The sequence below is a fragment of the Frankia sp. CcI49 genome (genome assembly GCF_001983215.1).
In the GTDB taxonomy this organism is placed as follows: Bacteria; Actinomycetota; Actinomycetes; order Frankiales; family Frankiaceae; genus Parafrankia; species Parafrankia irregularis.
In genome coordinates this window covers 67,967-89,005 of record NZ_MOWP01000031.1, presented here as the reverse complement: position 1 = coordinate 89,005, position 21,039 = coordinate 67,967, and the positions used below count along the sequence as shown (strand labels likewise).

18 protein-coding genes are annotated in these 21,039 nt (G+C 70.4%); 7 read left to right on the top strand and 11 right to left on the bottom strand.

Features of this window, described 5'->3' with window-relative positions:
- Positions 1–58: 58 nt before the first annotated feature.
- On the bottom strand, positions 59–463 hold the full coding sequence (locus CcI49_RS27615; protein ID WP_076831145.1) for a flavodoxin: 405 nt from the start codon (positions 461–463) through the stop codon (positions 59–61).
- A gap of 104 nt (positions 464–567) precedes the next feature.
- Positions 568–1,245 carry an SUMF1/EgtB/PvdO family nonheme iron enzyme gene (locus CcI49_RS27610; protein ID WP_076830815.1) on the bottom strand — a complete coding sequence of 226 codons (678 nt, stop codon included), beginning with the start codon at positions 1,243–1,245 and terminating at the stop codon, positions 568–570.
- A gap of 191 nt (positions 1,246–1,436) precedes the next feature.
- On the opposite strand from CcI49_RS27610, the gene CcI49_RS27605 reads away from it, so the two are divergent.
- The 5 genes from CcI49_RS27605 to CcI49_RS42700 all read left to right on the top strand — a co-directional run bounded on the left by CcI49_RS27605 (position 1,437) and on the right by CcI49_RS42700 (position 8,466).
- On the top strand, positions 1,437–2,702 hold the full coding sequence (locus CcI49_RS27605) for a CoA transferase (RefSeq protein WP_241840264.1): 1,266 nt from the start codon (positions 1,437–1,439) through the stop codon (positions 2,700–2,702).
- 368 nt (positions 2,703–3,070) lie between these two features.
- On the top strand, positions 3,071–4,399 hold the full coding sequence (locus tag CcI49_RS27600) for a wax ester/triacylglycerol synthase domain-containing protein (RefSeq protein ID WP_076830809.1): 1,329 nt from the start codon (positions 3,071–3,073) through the stop codon (positions 4,397–4,399).
- A gap of 128 nt (positions 4,400–4,527) precedes the next feature.
- Positions 4,528–6,975: a wax ester/triacylglycerol synthase domain-containing protein gene (locus CcI49_RS27595; protein WP_116437516.1), complete on the top strand. Its 2,448-nt coding sequence runs from the start codon at positions 4,528–4,530 to the stop codon at positions 6,973–6,975.
- A gap of 85 nt (positions 6,976–7,060) precedes the next feature.
- Positions 7,061–7,948, top strand: coding sequence for a DMT family transporter (locus CcI49_RS27590; protein WP_054567302.1), 888 nt, complete (start codon positions 7,061–7,063; stop codon positions 7,946–7,948).
- 350 nt (positions 7,949–8,298) lie between these two features.
- On the top strand, positions 8,299–8,466 hold the full coding sequence (locus CcI49_RS42700; protein WP_165615419.1) for a hypothetical protein: 168 nt from the start codon (positions 8,299–8,301) through the stop codon (positions 8,464–8,466).
- Between the two features lie 107 nt (positions 8,467–8,573).
- On the opposite strand, the gene CcI49_RS27585 is transcribed toward CcI49_RS42700, so the two are convergent.
- From CcI49_RS27585 to CcI49_RS27570, 4 genes are all read right to left on the bottom strand, one after another.
- Entirely contained in the window at positions 8,574–8,873 is a 300-nt protein-coding gene (locus tag CcI49_RS27585) for a hypothetical protein (RefSeq protein WP_054567085.1), read from the bottom strand.
- A 612-nt stretch (positions 8,874–9,485) separates the two neighbouring features.
- Positions 9,486–10,559 (bottom strand): AIM24 family protein, encoded by a 1,074-nt coding sequence (locus tag CcI49_RS27580; RefSeq protein ID WP_076830802.1) that lies wholly within the window; start codon positions 10,557–10,559, stop codon positions 9,486–9,488.
- A 28-nt stretch (positions 10,560–10,587) separates the two neighbouring features.
- A complete protein-coding gene (locus tag CcI49_RS27575; protein ID WP_054567084.1) occupies positions 10,588–11,265 on the bottom strand; it encodes an AIM24 family protein in 678 nt (225 codons plus the stop codon).
- Between the two features lie 111 nt (positions 11,266–11,376).
- Positions 11,377–13,083 carry a TerD family protein gene (locus CcI49_RS27570; RefSeq protein WP_054567300.1) on the bottom strand — a complete coding sequence of 569 codons (1,707 nt, stop codon included), beginning with the start codon at positions 13,081–13,083 and terminating at the stop codon, positions 11,377–11,379.
- A 261-nt stretch (positions 13,084–13,344) separates the two neighbouring features.
- Between CcI49_RS27570 and CcI49_RS27565 the strand changes: the two genes are divergently transcribed.
- Positions 13,345–14,361 carry an aldo/keto reductase gene (locus CcI49_RS27565; protein WP_076830798.1) on the top strand — a complete coding sequence of 339 codons (1,017 nt, stop codon included), beginning with the start codon at positions 13,345–13,347 and terminating at the stop codon, positions 14,359–14,361.
- Between the two features lie 187 nt (positions 14,362–14,548).
- On the opposite strand, the gene CcI49_RS27560 is transcribed toward CcI49_RS27565, so the two are convergent.
- From CcI49_RS27560 to fdhD, 4 genes are all read right to left on the bottom strand, one after another.
- On the bottom strand, positions 14,549–15,208 hold the full coding sequence (locus CcI49_RS27560; RefSeq protein ID WP_131831199.1) for a hypothetical protein: 660 nt from the start codon (positions 15,206–15,208) through the stop codon (positions 14,549–14,551).
- Positions 15,209–15,510: 302 nt separating this feature from the next.
- Positions 15,511–16,518 carry a hypothetical protein gene (locus CcI49_RS27555; protein WP_158230817.1) on the bottom strand — a complete coding sequence of 336 codons (1,008 nt, stop codon included), beginning with the start codon at positions 16,516–16,518 and terminating at the stop codon, positions 15,511–15,513.
- 698 nt (positions 16,519–17,216) lie between these two features.
- Positions 17,217–17,795 (bottom strand): hypothetical protein, encoded by a 579-nt coding sequence (locus tag CcI49_RS27550; RefSeq protein ID WP_054567080.1) that lies wholly within the window; start codon positions 17,793–17,795, stop codon positions 17,217–17,219.
- Positions 17,796–17,918: 123 nt separating this feature from the next.
- Positions 17,919–18,779 (bottom strand): formate dehydrogenase accessory sulfurtransferase FdhD, encoded by an 861-nt coding sequence (gene fdhD / locus CcI49_RS27545; RefSeq protein WP_076831141.1) that lies wholly within the window; start codon positions 18,777–18,779, stop codon positions 17,919–17,921.
- A gap of 353 nt (positions 18,780–19,132) precedes the next feature.
- On the opposite strand from fdhD, the gene CcI49_RS27540 reads away from it, so the two are divergent.
- Positions 19,133–19,912, top strand: a complete 780-nt coding sequence (locus tag CcI49_RS27540) for a sporulation protein (RefSeq protein ID WP_076830789.1) — start codon at positions 19,133–19,135, stop codon at positions 19,910–19,912.
- Positions 19,913–20,543: 631 nt separating this feature from the next.
- On the opposite strand, the gene CcI49_RS27535 is transcribed toward CcI49_RS27540, so the two are convergent.
- A complete protein-coding gene (locus CcI49_RS27535) occupies positions 20,544–20,978 on the bottom strand; it encodes a GNAT family N-acetyltransferase (protein ID WP_006539289.1) in 435 nt (144 codons plus the stop codon).
- Positions 20,979–21,039 lie beyond the last annotated feature (61 nt).

The following is a 21,039-nucleotide window of genomic DNA, read 5'->3' as shown; positions in this document are numbered from 1 at the left end:
CCACCCGGATTCTCCTGATCCTGTTCCACCCGTCCCTCGCGTTCCACGTGCCGGCTCATCACGCGGACATCAGGCTTGCCGCGACCGTGGCCCCGAGTTCCCAGCAGGCCTCGCGGGCTGCGGCGTCCGCCTCGCCGACGATCGACAGCGGCTCCCGCAGACGCTTCCACTTCAGCCCGGTGACGATGGCCTCGACCCCGCGGATCGCGCCGGTCGTGTCGCTGTTGCCGTGCACGTAGAGCGCGTACGGCCGGCCGATGGTCGCCTCAAGCACTGGATAGTAGATCTGGTCGAAGAAGTGCTTGAGAGCGCCGCTCATATAACCGATGTTGGCCGGGGTGCCGAGCAGGTACCCGTCGGCGGCGAGCACGTCGACGGCGGTGGCGGCCAGTGCCGGGCGGACGACGACGTCGACACCCTCGATCGCGTCGTCCCGCGCCCCGGTGAGCACGGCCTCCAGCATCGCCTGTGTCGTCGGCGACGGCGTGTGATGGACGACCAGCAACGTCGGCACCCCGACATGCTAGCCGTGACCCGCTGCCCGCCTGTGGGCACCGCCTGGGACCGTCAGCGCGGGACAGCCGTGCGCGCGAGGCGGAAGCCGACGTCATCGACCTGGAAGTCCGGATGGCCACGGCGCCGCACCGAAGCGCGGCAGCTCCAGTGCTCGTCGAACCATCCGCCGCCACGAAGCACCTTGTAGGAACCGTAGACCTCGGCGTCGTAGGTGTCCCAGCACCAGTCCCAGACATTGCCGAGCATGTCGTGAAGGCCCCATTCGTTGGGCGCCTTGCCGCCGACCTCGTGCGGGCGCTCGGCCGAGTTGCCGCGATACCAGGCGATCTCGTCGAGTGGTCCGTACCGTGGGCCGACCGACCCGGCCCGGCAGGCATGCTCCCATTCGGCCTCGGTGGGCAGCCGGTATCCCTCGGCGGATTCGTCCCATTCGACGTGACCATCACCGGCACGGATCACATAGGCGGGCGCCAGCCCCTCCCTGCGCGAGAGTTCGTTGCAGAACCGTACGGCGCCCCACCAGGAGACGCCCTCGACCGGCAGCCGCCCGCCCCGAACAGCGCTCGGAAACTCGCCGACCACCTGGGTATACAACGCCTGGGTGACAGAGAACGCGGAAATGGAATACGGCGCGAGCTCGACCGTCCACGTCCGCCGTGTCCGCCGATCCGACAGGGTCACCTGCCCCGGCGGGATGACGACCATGGCGCCTTCCACGTCATAGTCCACAAGAAATTGATCTTACAGCGTGACGACGCAGGCAACAGGCCGCCGGGCTCCGGGCACTGGCGTTCCTGGCCGCTCGACGGCGCCGGGCATCCGGATGTCCCGRCAGACCGCCGTCAGCGGAGCAGCTGGCGCGGATTCTCGGACCACCGACCGACGCCCCACCGGCCGTGTTCCACTGCGATACTCCTCCGGTGACCGGTTCCTGGCTTTCCGCGACACTTCCGGTGCTGGGCCTGGCGACCGCCTCGGTCGAGGCGGTGCGGCTGGCTGCCGTCCGGGCCGGGGCGGCCGGGCCCGTCACCGACGCGGCCGTCGACCCCGAGCGCGTCGCCGCCGCCTTCGGCAGCGAACGGCTTTTCCGGGATGGCGACGCCCGCCCGGACGCGTTCGCACCACTGTCCGGCTTCTTCCGAACGCAGGACGGCTACCTGCGGACCCACGCGAACTATCCGCACCACCGCGACCGGCTGCTACGGATCCTCGGACTTGCCGACGCCGACCGGGAAGCAGCCGCGGCCGTGATCGCGACCCGCGCCGCGGCCGAGATCGAGGACGCCGCGGCGCAGGTCGGCGCCATCGCCGTCCGGGTCCGGACCGAGGCCGAATGGCGCTCCAGCGCCCCTGGCATGGCCGCTGCCACCGGGCCGCTCATCCGGACCACCGAACGTGACGACACGGTGGCCGGCGCGCCGTCCGCACGAACACCTTCCACGCGTGCGCCGGCAGGCGGGAAGCTGCCGCTGGCGGGGGTGCGGGTCCTCGACCTCACCCGCGTCCTCGCGGGGCCGGTGTGCGGCCGCACGCTCGCGCTGTTCGGTGCGGACGTGCTGCGCGTGGACCCACCGGTGCCCGCCGAGATCACCTGGCAGCATCTCGACACCGGCCAGGGCAAGCGCTCGGCGCTGCTGAACCTTCGTACCGACCTGCCGCGCGCCCAGGAGCTGCTCGACCAGGCCGACGTCCTGGTCACCGGCTACCGGCCGGGGGCCATCGAGGCCTTCGGCCTGCGGATACCTCCCGGGCTGGTCCGGGCCCGGATCAACGCCTGGGGCGACGCCGGGCCGTGGGCGGGGCGGCGCGGGTTCGACTCCATCGTCCAGGCCGCCGCGGGCATCTCGCTGATCGAGGGCCACGACGGGGTCACCCCCGGCGCCCTGCCCGCGCAGGCGCTGGACCACGCCACGGGCTACTTCCTCGCGGCGGCGGTCATCGACGCGCTGGCGGCCCGCGCCATCGACGGCCGGGGCCGCGACGTCGCCGCCTCCCTCGCGCGCACCGCCACCTGGCTGCTCGACGCCCCGGGGCGCGACCCGCGCCATCCGGCGGCGACCACGCCCACCGACGCCGCGACGGTCACCCACGGCCGGCTGACCACCGCGCGCCCGGCGATTCCCGGCTTCGACGACCACGCCTTCCCGTCCCGTCCCTGGGGCCGCGACGAGCCCGCCTTCGGCTGACGTCGAGCGGCGGGACCGCGGCGCGCCCCGAGACCAGCACCGACCGAAGCCGGCCGTCGCGATCCGCCCCACATCCGACGCGGACGTCGTCACCACACAGCCCGACCCGGTGTGGGCCGCACACACCCGTACCGGGTTCTGACCGGCCACCGGCCGCCCGACGAGGGTTCTGGCCCGCGGGCCGACCATTCGACCGCCCGGGATGCCTGGTCGGTTCGGCACTTTCGGGCGGTTTGCCGGTTGTTTTCCGCGGGTGTTCCTGTTCGGGTGCGTATACGCTGACCCGCCAGGCTGGACGGACCACTCGGAACCGGCGTCGACCCGGTCATCCGTCGAGGTTCGCGGCATGACGCCGATCGGAGCTGCTCATGACTCAGACATTCGTCGACGGCGTCCCGCGAACCTCGCCGGCGACCAGACCCCCGCTGACCAGACCCCCGCTGCGCCCCCTGACCAGCGGTGATCGTGCGTTCCTGCATTTCAGTCGGCTCAACCCCGGGGAGCGGCTCGAGGCCGGGGTCGTGCTGTGCGTCGACGACCCGACGCTGACCGTCCACGAACTGCGCGCGCACGTGGCGACGCGGCTGGCCGAGGCTCCGGCCCTCACCGAACGGCTGTCCCCACCGACCGGGCGATCGGCGGCCGGTGTCGGCTGGCAGCTCGACCACGAGCCCAGCCTCGGGTATCACGTCAGCGTCGAGGAACTGCCCTCCGGCAGCGGGCAGGACGGCCTGCGGGAGGCGATGGACCGCATCGCCGCCCGGCCCCTCGACCTCAACCGCCCGCTCTGGCGGATCTGGCTGCTGCGCGGGCACCGTCCCGACGGGGTCGAGGTCGTCTACCGCTTCAGCCACATCCACCAGGACGGCGCCGCCCTGCACCAGGCACTGCACCTGCTGTTCGGGCTCGACCGCGAACCGGCGCTGCGGAACCTGCCCACCTTCGGCGCCCCCACCCGACGCGACTACGCCCGGATGGCGTCCGGGCTGCTCCGCGGCATCCCCCGTACCCGGCAGCTCACCTCCTGGGGCGGCCCGCCCCACGGCGGGGCCCGGCACACCTGGGCGATCGCCGAGCTCGACAGACTGCGCCGCATCGCGCGCCGCAACTCCGCGACCGTGAACGACGTCTATCTCGCGGCCGTCGCCGGTGCCCTGCGCACCTGGTCACGAACGGAATGGACCCGGTACGGGCGTCCCGTCCACGCGGTGATGCCGATCAGCCTGCGCACCCCGGCCGAGCAGGAGATCCTCTCGAACTTCACGTTCGGGGTACGGATACCGCTGCCCTGCGCGGAACCCGACCCGCGCCGCCGGCTGGCCCGGGTCGCCGCGCAGACCCGGCGGATCAAGGCAGGCGGGCGGATGGGCACGATCGAGCGGCGGATTCTGGACCGGGTGCCGCCGAACGCCTCCCCTCGCATGCTCGCCGGGGTCGCCGCCTCCGGATCACGCGCGCACGAGGTCGCTCTGGTCGCGAGCAACACCGGAACGATGCGCGGCCCGTACGTGATCGCGGGGCGACAGGTCCGCATGCTGATCGGTATGCCCCCGCTGTTCGTCGGCCGGCAGCACCTGTCGGTGGCACTGTTCGGTCTCGACGCGCACGTGTGCGCCGCGTTCACGGCCAGCGCCAGCGTGCCGCGCCACGCCGAGCTCGCCGACCGCTGGCTCGCCGAGCTCGCCGCCCTCGACTGACGGGCGCTGCCGGGTCGGCGTAGGAGGGCTGGGCCGACCGGCTCCGCCGCTCACTGGATCGAAGGTCTGCACACACCTGGCGTGACCAGTGCCGATTCGGGGCACTGTGCGTGGCAGGGGGACGTGATATGAGCCGTCGAGCGCTGAGCACACCGGACCGCGCACACGTCACCGCCTCGCCCGCGGGCGGGCCGTGGCCGTCGCCGCAACGTCCGGAACCAGCCGTGGAGCGGGCGCCGCGACGGCGACGGCACGAACACCCGACCGAGCACGGACATCCGACCAAGCACGAACACCCGTCCGGGCAGGCCCGCTTCGCCGGGCGGGGCGTCGACGCGGTGTGTCAGATCGCGATCGGGCTGGCGATCTTCGGCGTCTACCTGGGTGTGGCGCACGGCCTGGTGGTCTCCCGGTCCGCCGCGGACGCGCGAGGAGCGGACCTGCTCGCCGCGGAACGCTGGCTGCACCTCGCCGCGACGGAGCCGCTCAACAACGCGCTGCGCGGACACACGGCGCTGGAGATCCTGGCGGCCTGGGAGTACGCCACCACCTACATCATCACGACCTTCGGCCTGCTCGGCGTGTTGTGGGCGCGAGCCGACCCGACGTACCGCTGGGCCCGTGACAGCCTGGCGGTCACGACCCTGCTCGGCGTCGCCTGCTTCGCGCTGTGGCCGACCACTCCCCCACGGCTGCTGCCCGGGGAGCGATTCGTCGACATCGTCGCGATCCACCATCCGCCGCTGTCGTGGGGAGGTGGGCCGGTGTCGGCGGGGGCGAACCAGTTCGCGGCGATGCCGAGCCTGCACGTGGCCTGGGCGGTGTGGATGGTGGTGGCCTCGATGCGCGCGCGGCGGGTCGGCCCGGCCGGCCGGGCGTTCGGCGCGGCCCATCTGGGCGTGACGATGCTGGTGGTCCTCGCGACGGCGAACCACTACGTGCTCGACCTGGTCGCGGGTGGCGCGGCCGTGGCGGTCGCCGCGCCGGTCGCCGGCGGGATGGGCCGGCGGGCCACCGCGAGCGGCACCCGGCGGGTGGCCGCGGCCGACGAACTGTTCCTCCATGTGCAGACCGCCACCAACCCCCAGTACGTCGGCGGGGTGGCGGTGCTCGACACCTCCCTCGGAGCACCACCGACCCTGGACGCACTGCGGCGGCACGTGGCGGCACGGCTGTCGGCGATGTCCCGCCTCACCCGGCGGGTGGTGCCGGCGGGCCGGCTGCGTCACCACCGCTGGGCGAGCGACGGCGACATCGATCTGTCCTGGCATGTCCGCGAGACGCACCTGCCCGCACCCGGGGGGCAGGCCGCCCTCGACGGCCTGGTCGCCAGGCTGAGCGTGACGCCGCTCGACCCGGACCGCCCGCCCTGGCGGATCTGGCTGGTCCGCGGCCTGGGCGCGCACCGGGTGGCGGTCGTGGTCATCGTCCACCATGCGGTGGCGGACGGACTCGGCGTCGTGGCGCTGCTGCGCCACCTCCTGGACCTGCCCTCCCCACCGGACCCGCACCGCCCGCAGGACCTGCACCCGCCGCCCGACCTGCATGCTCCGACCGACCTGCATGCTCCGACCGACCCGCACCTGCCAGCCAACCTGCACGGCCCGACCAACCTGCGCTCCCCGACCAACCTGCACCCGCCGGCCGACAGCGTCACCACCAGCCCGGGCGGGCCGGCCCCGGGACCGGGGCGGGCCCGACGGCTGGCCCGGGTCGCGCGCACACCCGTCACCCGACCAGCCACTGTCGTGAGTGGGCTGGTGAGCCTCGCCCGTGACGGTGCCGCGCCGCCGATGACGCTGTCCGGTCCGCTCGGCAGGTCACGCGCCTACCTCACGACCTCCTGGTCGCTTCCCGCGGTTCGGTCCTGTGCCCACCGACTCGAGGTGACGGTGACCGATCTGCTGTTGGCCGCGGTCGGATCCGCTGCCACGGCGGCCGTGGCGGCGGCCGGCGAGGAGCCGTCCGGACAGGTGCTGCGCGCAGCCGTCCCCGTGACCATGCGCATGCCCGGTTCGGATCAGCACGGCGTTCCCCGCGGCCCCGGCAATCTGACCGCGGCACTGCGCCTTGACGTGCCACTCGGGCCGATGCCGCCGGACCGGCGCGCCGAGCAGATCACCCGCCGCGCGCGGGGCCGAAGGGCGTCGGGACGCCTGCCGGCGAGCGCCGCGGCCCTGCGTCTCATGGGGGCGCTGCCGGCTCCGCTGCACCGGGCGGCGGCCCGCTCGGTCTACCGCGCACGGTTCTTCACCGCGATCGTGTCGAACATGCGCGGGGCGCCACGGCCGTTGGAGCTGCTCGGGTGCCCGTTGCGGGACGTCTTCCCGATCGTCCCGCTCGCCGCGCAGGTACCGCTCTCGGTGGGTGCGCTCGGCTGGAACGACCGCTACTGCGTCGCCGCGACAGTCGATCCCGCCCGGCTCGACCCGGTGCTCTTCGGCACGGCGCTGCGGGCAGCGCTGGCCGAGCTGACATCACCGGAGCCGACAGCGCCGGAGCTGACGTCGCCGGGACTGACCGGCCGCACCCGGACGTCGCCACCTCCCGGGCGGCCACTGGCCCGATCAGCCTGAACCGGCCGCGACACCCACCTGTCCGTCTGTGACAATTCCGATCACGTGATCTTGCCTGTCCGGTTGCCATCCTGGGTGGGTGACCATGCCCGCTGTCGTCCCCGTCGCTCTTCTCGCCGCGTTCCTGCTCGCCTCGTCGGCCGCGCTGCAGCAACGCGCCGCCGGCCGCAGCAGCTTCGCGACCCGCGCCGACAGCGCGCACGCCGTGCCCGGCATCGGGCTGCTGGCCGAGCTCGTCCGGGACAGGCTGTGGGTGCTGGGCTGGCTGGCGAACATCAGCGGCTTCTGCGTCCAGGCGGCGGCGCTGCACCTGGGGTCGGTCGCCGAGGTACAGCCGCTGATGGTCTGCCAGCTGCTGTTCGCGCTTCCCCTCGGCCTGATCGGCACCGGGCGGCGGATGTCCCCGAGTGCCTGGTGGGGTGCGGCGGGCATCTGCGGTGGCCTGGCCGCGCTGCTGTCGGCGCGGGGCGACCTGCCCGCCTCGGGCGGCATCGACGAGACGCGCCTGGTCGCGGCGATCGCGGCGACGGTGGCACTGGCCGGCCTGCTGGTCGTGATCTCACTCGGCCGGCCGCCGGCCGCCCGCGCGGGCCTGTTCGGCGTCGCGGCGGGGCTGTTCTACGCCCTGACCGCGGTGCTGATGAAGGAGACCACGGAACTGCTCCTCACCGACGGCATCCTGCATACGGCGATCAGCTGGGAGGGCTACGCGCTCGCCGCGGCGACGGCGAGCAGCCTGCTGCTCGGGCAGGCCGCCTATGCGAGCGGGCCGCTCGCACCGACGATCACGGCGATGAACATCACCAACCCGGTGATCTCCTATGTGCTGGCGGTTCTGCTCTACGGCGTTCCCGTACCGAGCACCGCCGGGCAGCTGGCGGGCGTCACGCTCGGCGCCACACTGATCACCGCCGGGGTCGTCCTGCTCGCCCGAACCCCCACGCTGCCGAGGGCCGGCAGCCAGCTGCCCTGACATCCGCCAACCGACCGAGATCCTCCACGGCCCAGACCCGGCCCACCGGCCGGATCAACATATGCCGCGCCTGCCATTTCACGCCGAAACAGATCGCCGGTACACGCTCCCGGTTTGATCAGCAGGCCGACCGTATCCGTTCTCTCGCCAGGAGCGATCACGACTCGCGCTCCCTGGCGATCTCTCGCACCAGACGAGGGCAGTCATCCCGCATCACGCGGGCGAGAACCGGCACCCGTAACCGGCGAGCACTCACCACGTAACACCGCATACATCATTTCATGCAACAGTGAGGCATCCGGACATCCAGCCGGACATCCGTTCCCTTGACCCCTCACGGTGGTGATCTCGTGGTTGATATCGTGTCGCTGACGGCCTCTGTCGACGGCATCCCGACAGTGGCGGAGACCGACGCGATATTGGCGGAGCTTCGTCAGATGCCACGGACCGTGCAGAACACGTCGCTTATGGATGACCTTCTGGAGTTTCGGTCGCTGCTCACAGCGGCGACCGAATGATCGGGTCTCCTGGCGGGTGTGCCGGCCAGGCACGTGGGGAGAGGCGGGGAGGCAGAGTTCCCGCCCATGAACTCCCCTCCGCACCTGGCCGGTTGTAAGCAGGGTTGTTACTGGTCGCCGAAGCGCTGACCCTCCTGGCCCTGGTCCCCACCGAAGCGCTCACCGGACTGTCCGCCCTGGGCGCCTACGCCGACGAGCTCCCGCAGCCGGTTCTCGACATACCGCTCGCTGTGGTGGGTCTTGTCGGCGATCCGGGCGATGAGGTCGTTGATGCCCGTCGCCGAATCAACGTCAGAGGTGCTGACCTGACCGAACTGGTCGAGCAGCCGGTAGCGAAGCTGCCGCCAGTTCTGGCGCAGCTGCCGCTCGATCTGCTGACGCTGCTGCTGCTGCTCCTGCTGAGTCATTTCAAAGAGCCCTTCCGACGCGATGGAAATTTACGAGGTGTTGACGCGGGGGGAACACTACCTGCCTCCCCGTGGAATGCAGCCCAGGTCACCGAACCAGCGTGGCTGCAATCAGCCTCACCAATACCTCAGATCGGGCAAGAGGAAAACGGTGCACACACCGGGATGATTTCTTTCCGGCGATGTGGATCCGGAACCTGCCGGTGATCAACCGGGCCGGTCGCTCCGGGGCAGAGGCCGGGAACTCGCGCAGTTCCGGCCGCAGACATGGTCACCGGCAGATGATCGATGGAATCGTTGCCGGACCTGGGCCGGGACGCCGTGGCTGGACACGTCCCGGCCCGGTAGGACGTCCCGGCCGAGCCGGTCGACTACGGGCTGCTCCGGAGCCGGCAGCGTGACGACGTCCGGAGGACGGATGCGGGCTCAGCCGCAGCCACGGGCGGACACCCCGCCACGGGTGGGCACCAGAGTGCCCACCCGGAACGGACGGCGCTGGAGGGGCGTCAGCCCACGCCGCGGCCGTCCCGCACAGCCCGCGGGCACCCGACAGGCCGGGTGGATCGTCTCTCCCCCGGGCCGCCCACCCGAAAGGGCCAGGGACCTGGCTGGCTAGTGCCGGCCCGGGTTGCCGCCGAACAGGCCGCCGAACCCACCCGGACCGCCGCCGAAGCCGCCGAGGCCACCGAAGCCGCCTCCGTGACCCCCGCCGTGGCCGCCTCCGTGACCGCCCAGCTGGTTGCCGGCGAACCCGCCCTGACCGAGACCGAACTGCCCGGCGAGGCCCGAACCGGCCAGCGCGTCATAGGGCGGGAGCAGCTCACACGGCTGGACGATCACGTAGCCCTCGCCGCTGAACTGCAGCTGCCAGCTCTCCCCGGTGTTGCCCCGCGGCTTCCAGGCCGCGCTGGAGGTGACCGCTGCCTGCATCGAGACCTGCAGGCTCGACGACCAGCCGACCACGGCGTCCGCGTCCGCGAAGTAGTAGTTCTGCGAGGTCACCCGCATCACCAGCGGGGCCCCGGTGGTGCACACGACCACCTGGCCGTCGCCGCGCAGGTCGACCTGGTAGTTGCCGACACCGGCGATCCCGACCTGGCTGTCGATTCGGACGAGGTCCCAGTTCAGCGCCTTGTCGAAGGCGAGCACGTTCTTGCCGTCCACGGTCAGCCCGTCGCCGGCGAGATCGAGGATATGGATGTCCTGCGCCTGGTTGGCGAGGTAGACCGTGCCGGAGCCGGCGACCTTCATCAGGTTCAGGCCCTCGCCGCCGCTGAAGAAGCTGCGGAACCGCGAGCCCCAGCCCTCCCAGTGGGCGTCGAAGGTCGCCGCACCCTGGTAGGCGACCATGGCGCCACGCCGGGCGTAGAACCCACGCATGCCCTGGGCGCCGAGGGTCGCCTTGAGCATCTTGCCGTTCTGCAGCGTGAACCGCTCGTTGCTGTTGACCTCGGGGTTGTCGAGCAGGCTGCTGCGGATGCCACCACCCGGCCCGCCGGGACCACCCGCGCCTGGCGGCATCCCGCCGGGTGGCATTCCCCCCGGGGGCATGCCGCCAGGCGGCATGCCCCCGGGCGGGTAGCCACCGGGCACACCCGGGCCGGGCGGGTAGCCGCCGGGCATCCCCCCTGGCATCCCACCGGGGTTACCGCCCGGGTGACCGCCGTACATCCCGCCGTGCGTCATGATCAGATCCTCTCACCCACGCCGACGGTCAGCCCCGCACCGAGAAACTCGGGCGCTCGTCCTCGCTCGGTTGCACCACGACGAACCCCTGACCGGAGAAGCCCAGCTGGAACGCCTCGCCCGAGCCACGCCCGATCAGCCCACCGAGGCGGGCGGTGCGCCGTGGCTCCACCCGCAGGCCGTCGGTGTAGGCGACGAGCGCGTCGGTGTCGACGAAGGTGGCCGCCTCCCGGGTGTCCAGCATGATCGGGTTGCCCTTGGCCGTCAGCGCCACCCAGCCGTGGCCGCGCACGACGACGTTGAACATCCCCATGCCCGAGAGCATGTTGACGCCCTTGACCCGTTCGATGCCCCACTGCAGGCCGGCGTCGAAGGCCAGGATGTTCTTGCCGTTGATCGACAGGCCCTCGCCGGCGAGCTGGACGACGATGACCTCCTTGCCGTAGTCGGCCAGGTAGAGCAGGCCCTGGCCGGTGGCGGTCATCAGCGGCACGCCCTCGCCGGTCGCCCAGGACGACGCGATCCGGCCGAGCTGCGGCGGCTGCGGGTTGAAGTCGATGAGGCCCTCGTAGGCGATCATGGAGCCGACCCTCGCGAAGAGGTCCTGGCCCGGCATCATGACCACCTTGGCGATCTTGGATCCGTGCTTGCTCATCCGATCCATGACCGGCGTCGGACCGTAGTGGTCCATCAGGCTGCCCTGCACGGCACGCTCCCCTCTGCCCGTCCGCCCACTGCCCGTCCACGCCCCGGGCCGTCGGGCCACGCCACGCGACTCATGTCAGACCTCGCACGCATGTCAGACGTCGGACGCATGTCAGACCTCGTAGGGCTGGACGACGACGAAGTGACCCGCGAACCCCATGAACTGCAGCGCGAACGACTCCCCGCTGGCCCCCGCGTAGATCGTGCGGGAGACGCGCACCTGGGTCGACACGCTCACCCGCATGCCGGACGTCCAGGCCACCAGCGCGTTCATGTCCGCGAACGTCGGCCCGGCGACGTTCAGGGTCATCGGTGTGCCCTTGGTCATCACGACCACCGAGCCCGGCCCGGAGACCTCGAAGTGGAAGAAACCGCCACCCGGGATGCCGGGGCTCTCGATCCGGCGGACCTCGGAGCGCACGGTGGCGTCCATGGCCAGCAGGTTCTTCGAGTTGATGCACAGCGACGAGTTACCGAGATCGACGATATGCAGGTCCGCGGCATCCCGCGCGAGGAAGACCTCACCGTTGCCCCGGCAGGTCATGAGCTTGAGCCCCTGCCCGGTGAGCTTCTCCTCGATCAGGCCGCGCAGGCCCCCGCTCTTGTAGTCGAACTCGACGTTGCCCTGGTAGGCGACCATCGAGCCGCGCAGGGCGAGCGCGTCCGGCCCGAGGGTCACCTTGACCAGCTTGCCGTTCTGCTGCGTCCAACGGCCCGCCGTCGGCACCTCGCGGTACGGGTTGAGGCTGTTCATGGCGCCCGGCTGGATGGGCTGGGCCTGGGACGGCAGGTAGGGCACCGGCCCGGGGAACCCGGCCGGCGGGTGCGGCTGGCCGCCCGGGCCGGCTCCGTAGCCTCCCGGCACGGGACCACCGAACCCACCCGGCCCGCCGGGGCCACCGTGCCCTCCGGGCATCTGCTGGCCTGGCATCTGCTGGCCGGGCATCCCCGGACCGGGAGCGCCGTGGCCGTGGCCGGGGCCGCCGGGCATCCCTGGTGGGGCGGGCGGCGCCGCGGGCGGCTGGGCGTACCCCTGGTGGGCGCCGCCGGCCTGGCCGTACGCAGGCTGTGGCTGCGGTTGCGACTGCCCGTAGCCCTGGTTGTAGGCCGGTTGCGGCTGCCCGTGACCCGGAACGGGAGCCGAGGGCGGCGGGGGCGCGTTGTAGGCGGGCGCGGGAGCCGGCTTGGTCTGCGAGACGGGGGCGGGCGGCGCGCCGAACCCGGGGGCGCCGCCGGGGCCCGCGCCGGGCGGCGGCGCGAAGGACGGAGCACCCGGCGGGGGCGCCGCCGGCTCGTCCTCCACCTCGCCGCCGTAGCTGCGGATCAGCTCCGCGAGGCCCCCGCGGAAGCCCTGGCCGACCGCGGCGACGCGCCAGACTCCCTTGCGGTAGACATCGCCGATCATGATCGCGCGCTCGTCCGAGAAGTCCGCGCCGGTGAAGGAGTAGCGCAGCACCTCGGTACCACCGGCGACGATCCGCAGGTAGCCGGAGGTGATCTGGGCGGCGCTGCCCGCTCCGTCGAGCGCGGCGCAGAAGGCCAGCTTGTGGACGGCCGCCGGGACCTGGTCCAGTGTGATCCGGAACGACTGGGTGTCACCGGACTGCGCGCCGAGCAGCTGGATCGAGGACTCGGGCGACTTCGGCTGGTTGAAGAAGATGAAGTAGCGGTCGTCAGAAAGCCGGTCGGCAGCGTCCAGGCCGAAGCAGGACACGTCCCATTCACCCGGCGCGTTGATCTGGATCCCGATGTACAGATCGGTGCCAGCGGTGATCGCCGACAGCTGGGACTTCTGCCCTCGACTGAACTGCGTTACCACCGCGCTCCCTCCCATCGGCGTACCGGCCCACCGCGGCACGAGCCGCACTAACCGGACTGTCCGGGAAACTAGCAGCCCGGGCCGCCGGTGGCAGGACCAGCATCCTGCCCGGTCCTGTCAGACCCCGGACATCGCCCACGCCGTACGCCGGCCCGGCAGGCGCACGCCGGCCCGGCAACATATGGGACGGGCCACCGCAGGATCCGCCGATGTTCCCGGCTCCCCTCGCCCTCGGCGCGCCGGTGGCGTTGACTGGTTGCCATGCGCTATGTGGATGTCGTCTCCACAACGAAGAAGATCTCCAAGATCGGGCTGGGCACGTGGCAGTTCGGCTCGCGCGAATGGGGCTACGGCTCGTCCTACGCGCAGACGGACGCGGTGCTGATCGTCCGGCGTGCCCTCGAGCTCGGCGTGACGCTGTTCGACACGGCCGAGATGTATGCCTTCGGCCGAAGCGAGCGCATCCTCGGCGACGCGCTCGCCGAGGCCGCGGCGCTGGGCTGGGAGACGTCCACCGCGGTGCGGCCGGAGGAGGCGTTCGTCGCCACCAAGATCTTCCCGGTGCTCCCGGTGGCTCCGGTGGTCGAACAGCGCGCCATCGCCAGCGCGAACCGCCTCGGCGTGCGCACGATCGACCTGTATCAGGTGCACCAGCCCAACCCCGTCATCCGGGACGGCACGACCATGCGCGGGATGGCCTCGCTGCGCCAGGTCGGCGTCGTGGACGAGGTCGGCGTCAGCAACTACTCCCTGGAGCGCTGGCGCGCCGCGGAGACCGCGCTGGGCAGCCGGGTGCTGTCCAACCAGGTCCAGTACAGCCTGGTCCGCCGCCAGCCCGAACGCGATCTGATCCCGTTCGCGCGCCGCGAGGGCCGTCTGATCATCGCCTACAGCCCGCTGGCGCAGGGGCTGCTCTCCGGGCGCTACGACGTCACGAACCGCCCGCGCGGGGCGGTGCGCAAGGCTAACCCGCTGTTCCTCACCGAGAACCTGGCTCGTCTCACGCCGCTGCTCGACGTCCTGCGCGAGGTGGCGTCCGGGCACGACGCGACCGTCGCCCAGATCGCCCTGGCCTGGGCTGTTCACCACCCGAACGTCGTCGCGATCCCGGGTGCGTCCAGCGTCGCCCAGCTGGAGAGCAACGCGGCGGCGGCGGAGATCACGCTGGCCGACGGCGAGTACGACGCGCTGACCTCCGCGGCAGAGAACTTCTCACCGCTCACCGGCCCCACCTCGTGGGCGGCGATGGCGGCCGAGCGAGTCGGCAACCGGAGCTGACCCACCCAGGTTCCCGAGCCAGCCGCGGCCCTGGGACCGGTGCCATCTCGGCCCGCGCAGCTGGCTATTTGCCGGCCCGGCGGCCGACCGCCATCGGCGGACGGGCCCATGCAGCGCGGTCCGGGCAGCTGGCGCACGGCCGCGGCGTCCGCCAGGCCGCGACCCCTCGGGATCACGTTCCGAAGGGCTAATACGTGCCAGCGCTCAGCGAGGCATGAACGACGCGCATCACCTCGGTGGCATCGCATGGAGACCGACGCAGTATTCCCGGCGCCATGTCAGCAGGGCCGAGGAAGCAGTCCTTGAAATCACCGCGGCGGTGGCCGGACACCACGGTCGCGGCGACCGACGGCCCGCACGGTTCGGAGGTGTGGAAAACCCCGGCCGGCAGCAGGTAGAAGGTGCCCCCATCGACACGCCGTTCCTCGACAACGCACTCGGTCACAAAGTCCACGGTCTGTGTGACAACATCCGACAGCCCGTCGCTTGCTACCTCGAAGACGCGCTGCAGCGCCTCGGCGCCTCGGTCGATTCGGTCGATTCGGTCGATTCGATGCACCCGGTTGACCAGCGAGCCGGTCAACACGAAGCTACGAAGGTCCCAGCTGTGGGAATGAACCGTCGACACCTTCTTTCCGTCCGGCACCTCCGGCCAGAGGTGGAGACAGAGGCCCGAATGGTTGTCACGGAGCAGCGAGATACATACAAAACCGAGCGGATGCCTCGACGGACGGTATTCGGCCGACCCGTCGAGTAGGCACTCCAGAAAGTTCGCCGCACGACAACGCAACGCGTCACTATCACTCGCATCAAAAGCTTGGCAGATGTCACTGACGAGACTATTCATATGGATTCCTGTCGTGGAGCGCCCGAGCGACTATATCATCGATGTCGGCATCCCCGAAGTCAGCCGTTAGATCAGGACCAAGGTTCTCGAAAAGATGGCACACCTGCGCCGTCGTCGGCTCGCTGCTTAAGCGGGAGACATCTTCCCGGACAATGGGAACCTGGCGCACCCGCCGAGAACCTGACCCATACTCTCAGTAGTGCAACGTTATCCTCGGTGACATTGCCGGGCGAGCGGGTTTCGATCAGACGGCACCTGGTCCCACCCCACCCGACCCGATGGCCGATTGCGCCAGCCGATGGTCATCGACCGGACCGCCCCCGCAACCCGTCCAGGTAGGTGGTGAACCCAGCCGTGTGGGAGACGTACTCAGCCCTCCACCGTTCCACGTCGTCCGTTGACACCGGACGCCCGGTGAGATCGCTTAGGTGATCGACAAGAAACTGATCGTCATGAGTCGAGTCGAAGCGAATCTTGTTGTTGGCGAGTTGGAATCTTCGAGCAATATCGAGCCGCAGCGTGAGATACATGAAGGACGACGCGCCGAAGCGGAATGACTCCGGCATCTCCTTGCCCCTGGAATTCGGGCCGTGGAACCACGACACGAACACGGCGTCATCGAAGATCTCGTACCGGTACACCGCCGTGTCCTCGGTGTACACCAGGTCGACGGGGCAGAACCTGCGATAGTCAAATAACGATACGATGGTCAGGATGAGTTCGGTCCGCAGTTGGTCCTCAAGCTGTGCCTGGGTCATCGAGCGGTAGCGGACCCAGGACTGCCGGTCAGCAGCACGGCGCGCTATCAGGACGTGGTCACCGGGGCTGAGTATCGATACGCGGACTTCCTGGGGAAAACTTCGCGCGCTTTTCAGCCTCGCTGCGATATAACGCCCTGCGGGGCCTCGAAACGCGTAGTAGGAGGACCCCTCCAGGCTACCCATCATGTCGCTGTTGTACCGGTCTCCAAAAGAGGCCCCCGGGTCGAGGGGAGGGTACGAGCCCGATGGAAGGAAGAGGGTGTTCGTCCGCACCAGATCCTGCCGCAGCTCAAAGGATGCAGCCTTCATTCCCTCCTCGATACTTTCCGCGGCGGCACGCTCCTGTATCCGGTTGCTCAACATGGCGAAGATGACCGCGAAGATGACCGAGGCGATCAGGCTGAGTCCGATCGACGACGATACCTGCTGCAGGTTGAGACTGCTGTCGAGATAGACGAGAACTGCACCCAACGCAATAGTAAGCAAACACGCGAGAGAGTACGCGTACAGCTGCAACAGACGCCGGGTCCGCTGCGGATCTGCCGTCACTTTTGAGCCCCCCGGATACTCGGCTTACAAAATAGTCGAACGCTCGCTTCGTCGTTCCRGGACTGAGGCGGCTGGCAGGGCCTTCGATCAGGCGACGTCGATGGTTGTCGTCTGATCGCCGCGTTCTCGCCGGCCCGCATCCAGGTCATCTCATCGTGACAGTTCGTCGTGCTCCGATCGACTCCGCGGCTTCCCCGTGGGATCAGGGGATCGGGCTCATCGACAGCGCTGGCGGCCTCGAGCTGCAACACCGATCGCCGCTTCAAACGGCCGCAGGTGACCGTTGGTCGACCAGGGAGAACCTCGACGTGGCTCGGCGGGGAGCGCAGCGTCAAAGTTGTCAGGTCAGCGGAACGAGGGGCTGCCCGCGTAACAGGCGTGGGAAGCTCCGCATGGCTCGGGGATCTCGCCCAGAAGCAGCAGAGGGCCGCAGTGCGGTCGTCAGACAGACGGCTGCGGCGACCAGCATGCATACTTCTGCTTGGCACGTTCCAGCTCCCAGGTGTTCCGCAGAGCGAAGCGTAGTGCCGTATTCCGCGACGATACCCGCCAAGAGCGGAATTCACGAGGGGTCACAGAACTCCTGCCACGGCAGGGGTGCGGCTCGCTGCCGGACGTGCGATGGCGCCGTCCGCGTCCGGGCACCGGTGCTCGGACGCGGACGGGACGCGCTCCTGCGGTATCTCGCCCGCGCAGGCTCAGAAGGTCGTGCGGTCGTCGATGTCGCCGCCGTCGCGATGGGTGCCGTCGTCGGAGATGATGTGGAAAGGCGGGCAGACACCGGTGGAATGGTGCGCCGCCGCTTCCAGCGCCTTGCGGACCCGCTCCTCCGGCTCCTCGCCGATGGTGCTGTGCAGCGACCCGCGCGCATACTCCTCGCCGCAGCCGGCGGCATCGTAGTTGTCGACGGTCCGGCCAATCTGGTAGTCGGAATCGATCCGGTAGAGCTGACCCCGGATACCGACCAGGAACTGGCCGCCCGACTCGTTGCCGGCGTCGTTGCGCGCGTAGCCCCCCTCCCTCAGGCAGTCCCGGACGACCGAGACGAACTCGGTGGCCATGAAGCGGTCAAGGTCCCAGGTGTGAGGAACGGGCGGAACGAGGCTGTAACGCAGCAGCTGGCCCATCCGGAACGAATCCGTGAACCCCATGATGAACTCGCCGTTACGAAAGACCTTCGTGTCCGCACGGACCGTGATCGACCAGCCGGCGACGCCAGCACTGTCTCCCCCGATCACGACCCGTCCGTCGTGCTCCACACCGACGATGCAGGTCACGGTTGGAGATGTTATCGGGTGGTTCCGGCGGGCCGACCGGCCACCGCCGGCCAGCCTGTCATCGCCCGCCCATAATCCCATCGCACGACGGTTTTCCAACTTCCGGGCGGGCTGGCGAGCGGGCTAGCGGGCGGCGGCCACCGCGGGCAGGATCACCCGGTGCGCACCCGTGTACAGGTTCATCGACGATCCGCGGACGAAGCCGGCGAGAGTCATCCCGCACTCCTCCGCCAGGTCCACCGCGAGCGCGGACGGCGCCGACACGGCCGCCAGCACCGGGATGCCGGCGAGCAGCGCCTTCTGCACCAGTTCGAAGGACGCCCGGCCGCTCACCAGCAGCACATGGCCCCGCAGCGGCACCCGGCCCGCCCGGGCCGCCCAGCCGACGACCTTGTCGACCGCGTTGTGCCTCCCGACATCCTCACGCACCACCAGGACCTCACCGTCGACGTCCGCCAGGGCCGCGGCGTGCAGCCCGCCCGTCGCGGCGAACAGTCGCTGCGCACGGCGCAGACGTCCCGGCAGGTCGACCAGGACCTCGGCGGTGATCCGCACCGGGTCGGCGCCGATCTCGTAGCGCCCGCGCAGGCGGACCGCGTCGATGCTCGCCCGCCCGCACACCCCGCACGAACTGGTGGTGTAGAAGTTGCGCCGCAGGTCCACATCGGGCTCGGGCACGCCCGGCGCGAGTGTCACATCCAGCACGTTGTAGGTGAGGCGCCCCTCGTCGTCGACGGAACCCTCGCTGCCGGCGCAGTAGCGCATGCCCGCGATGTCGGCGGCGGTCGCGATCAGGCCCTCACCGAGCAGGAAGCCCATCGCGAGATCCATGTCGTCGCCGGGCGTCCGCATCGTGACGGCCAGCGGGTGCCCGCCCACCCGGATCTCCAGCGGTTCCTCCCCGACGATGGTGTCGGGTCGCGACGTCGGCTCCGTCCCCAGAGTCACCCGCATGACCCGACGTCGCGTTGTTGCTCGCCCCATAGGCTCACCGTCCTCCAGGTGGGTCGAGAAATCCACCATGTCGAGCCATCGGCGGCGTAGTTCACTGACTCCACGCGCCCACATCCCGACGCCCACGGACGATTCGACACACGACGTGTCGCACCCCGTCGCACCCCGTCGCACCGTGTCGCACCGTGTCTCACCGTGTCGAGATGATTTCTCGTCAGGCGTATGGATTCCCGGCCAGCCCGGGGTGTCTGGTCCATGACCTGGCGCGATCAGGCGCCGCGTACCTGCTACAGCTATGTGATGGCATGGGACGCACCCGCCTGCGTTCCACCGGAGAACACATCCAGTGACAACCCATCCAGTGACAAGGGGACGGAACAGCCATGGGAATGAAGCGGTTCATGTCGCGGCTCGGTGTCGGCGCCGCCGAGGTGGAGACGGTGCTGGATCGTCCGGACGCACTGCCCGGTGCGGTGGTGACCGGGCTGACCACGATCACCGGTGGCTCGGTCGACCAGGAGATCGAACGGGTGCTCGTCGCGCTGGAGGCGACCGTCGAGGTCGAGACCGAGGACTCCACCTGGCACGAGCAGGTCACCTTCGGCACCCAGCAGATCGGCGGCGGGTTCGTGATCCGGCCCGGCGAGAAGCAGTCCGGCCGCTTCGAGCTGCCGGTGCCCTGGCAGACACCCATCACCGACGTCGCCGGCTGGCATCTGCACGGCATGAAGATCGGCGTGCRCACCACGCTGTCGATCCCCGGCGCACTCGACCCGGGTGACCTCGACCCGGTGGCCGTGCATCCGCTGCCGGTGCAGGAGACGGTGCTCGCCGCGCTCGGCGACCTCGGCTTCCACTTCCACTCCGCCGACGTCGAGAAAGGCCACGTGCACGGCTCGGACCTGCCCTTCTACCAGGAGATCGAGCTGAAGCCGTCCGGGGAGTACGCCAACCGGATCAAGGAACTGGAGGTCACCTTCCTCGTCGACGGCGCGGGCATGGACGTCGTGCTGGAGGCCGACCGCCGCGGTGGGCTGCTGCACTCCGGCGGCGACCAGCTCAGCCGCTTCCGGGTCGGCCACCACGACACCGACCGCCACGCCATGGCCGGCGCGCTGCACCAGCAGCTGCAGGCCCTCGGCGCCCGCCGCGGCTGGTTCTAGAACCGCGGCTGAATCCGGACCAGCGGCCGGATCTCGACATCTCGACCGGCGGCTGGATCTCAACCGGCGGCGATCCCGACCGGCCCGCCACAGCCACGGCGCGCGGCGTCGAAGGCTGGCGCGCCGCAAGCAGGCAACAACCGCAAGCGGGCACCAGCAACCGGCGGCGGTGGACAGCAGCTACCAGCGGCCTGCAGCTGCAGGCGGACAGCAGCTGCAGGCGGACAACGACAGGGCCGGCGGGTTCAGCGCCGCTGGAGACAGGCAAGGACCGCCAGGACCCGCCGGTTGTCCGCCGGTCCAGCGGATCGACCCGGTGTACCGAGCCGACGAGCTCACCCACGACGTCCGGGTCGATCACCGTGCCGCCGGCGGCCAGCCGGTGCAGCGTCCGGCTGAGATGGTCGGGATGCAGGACCCGTTCTTGAGCAGGTAGCCGGTCCCACGGGCGCCTGCGGCCAGCAGCCGGGTGGCGTACTCGGGCACGGCGAACTACGACGGGCTCGCCGGCCGGGTCGCTGACCTGGCGTTGAGGAAGGGCCACGGGGACCGCGTCCCCCACGAGAGGGCTCGGCCGACGAGCAGGGCAGACCCCAGCGATCTCGAAGGATCCCATCCCGCCTCACACCGCTCAAAGACGGCGGGCGAAGTGGAAGGACGGGATCGTGAAGCCGGTACGGAGGAAGAGCCGATGCGCGTCATGGCGGTGGGTGCCGGCGTCGAGGTGGATCTGCGCGCAGCCCAGGCGGCGCGCCTCGCGTTCGACCCAGGCGAGCAGCCGGGTGGCATGACCGCGCCCACGCATGTTCGGCATCGTCGTCAGGTCATCCACGAGCAGATGCCTGCCATAGGCCAGGGAACTGCTCTCCCGGAACCCGGCGGCCGCGACGACGCGGCCCGACTCACCGTCCCACGAGCCCACCAGCCGGTACCCCTGCGGCCGCTGTTCCTCGTTCACCAGCCGGACGAAACCGGCCGAAGTCAGGTGAGGCCGCAGCTGCCTCATGGGATCGAACGCGAGCCAGGTACGTTCGGCCTCCAGCTCCTCTATCTTCACATTACTCATTGTTACAGCTCCATCGCGCGATGTGTGGACGGGCTCCCCCACGAGGCGGGAGAAGCCCGGA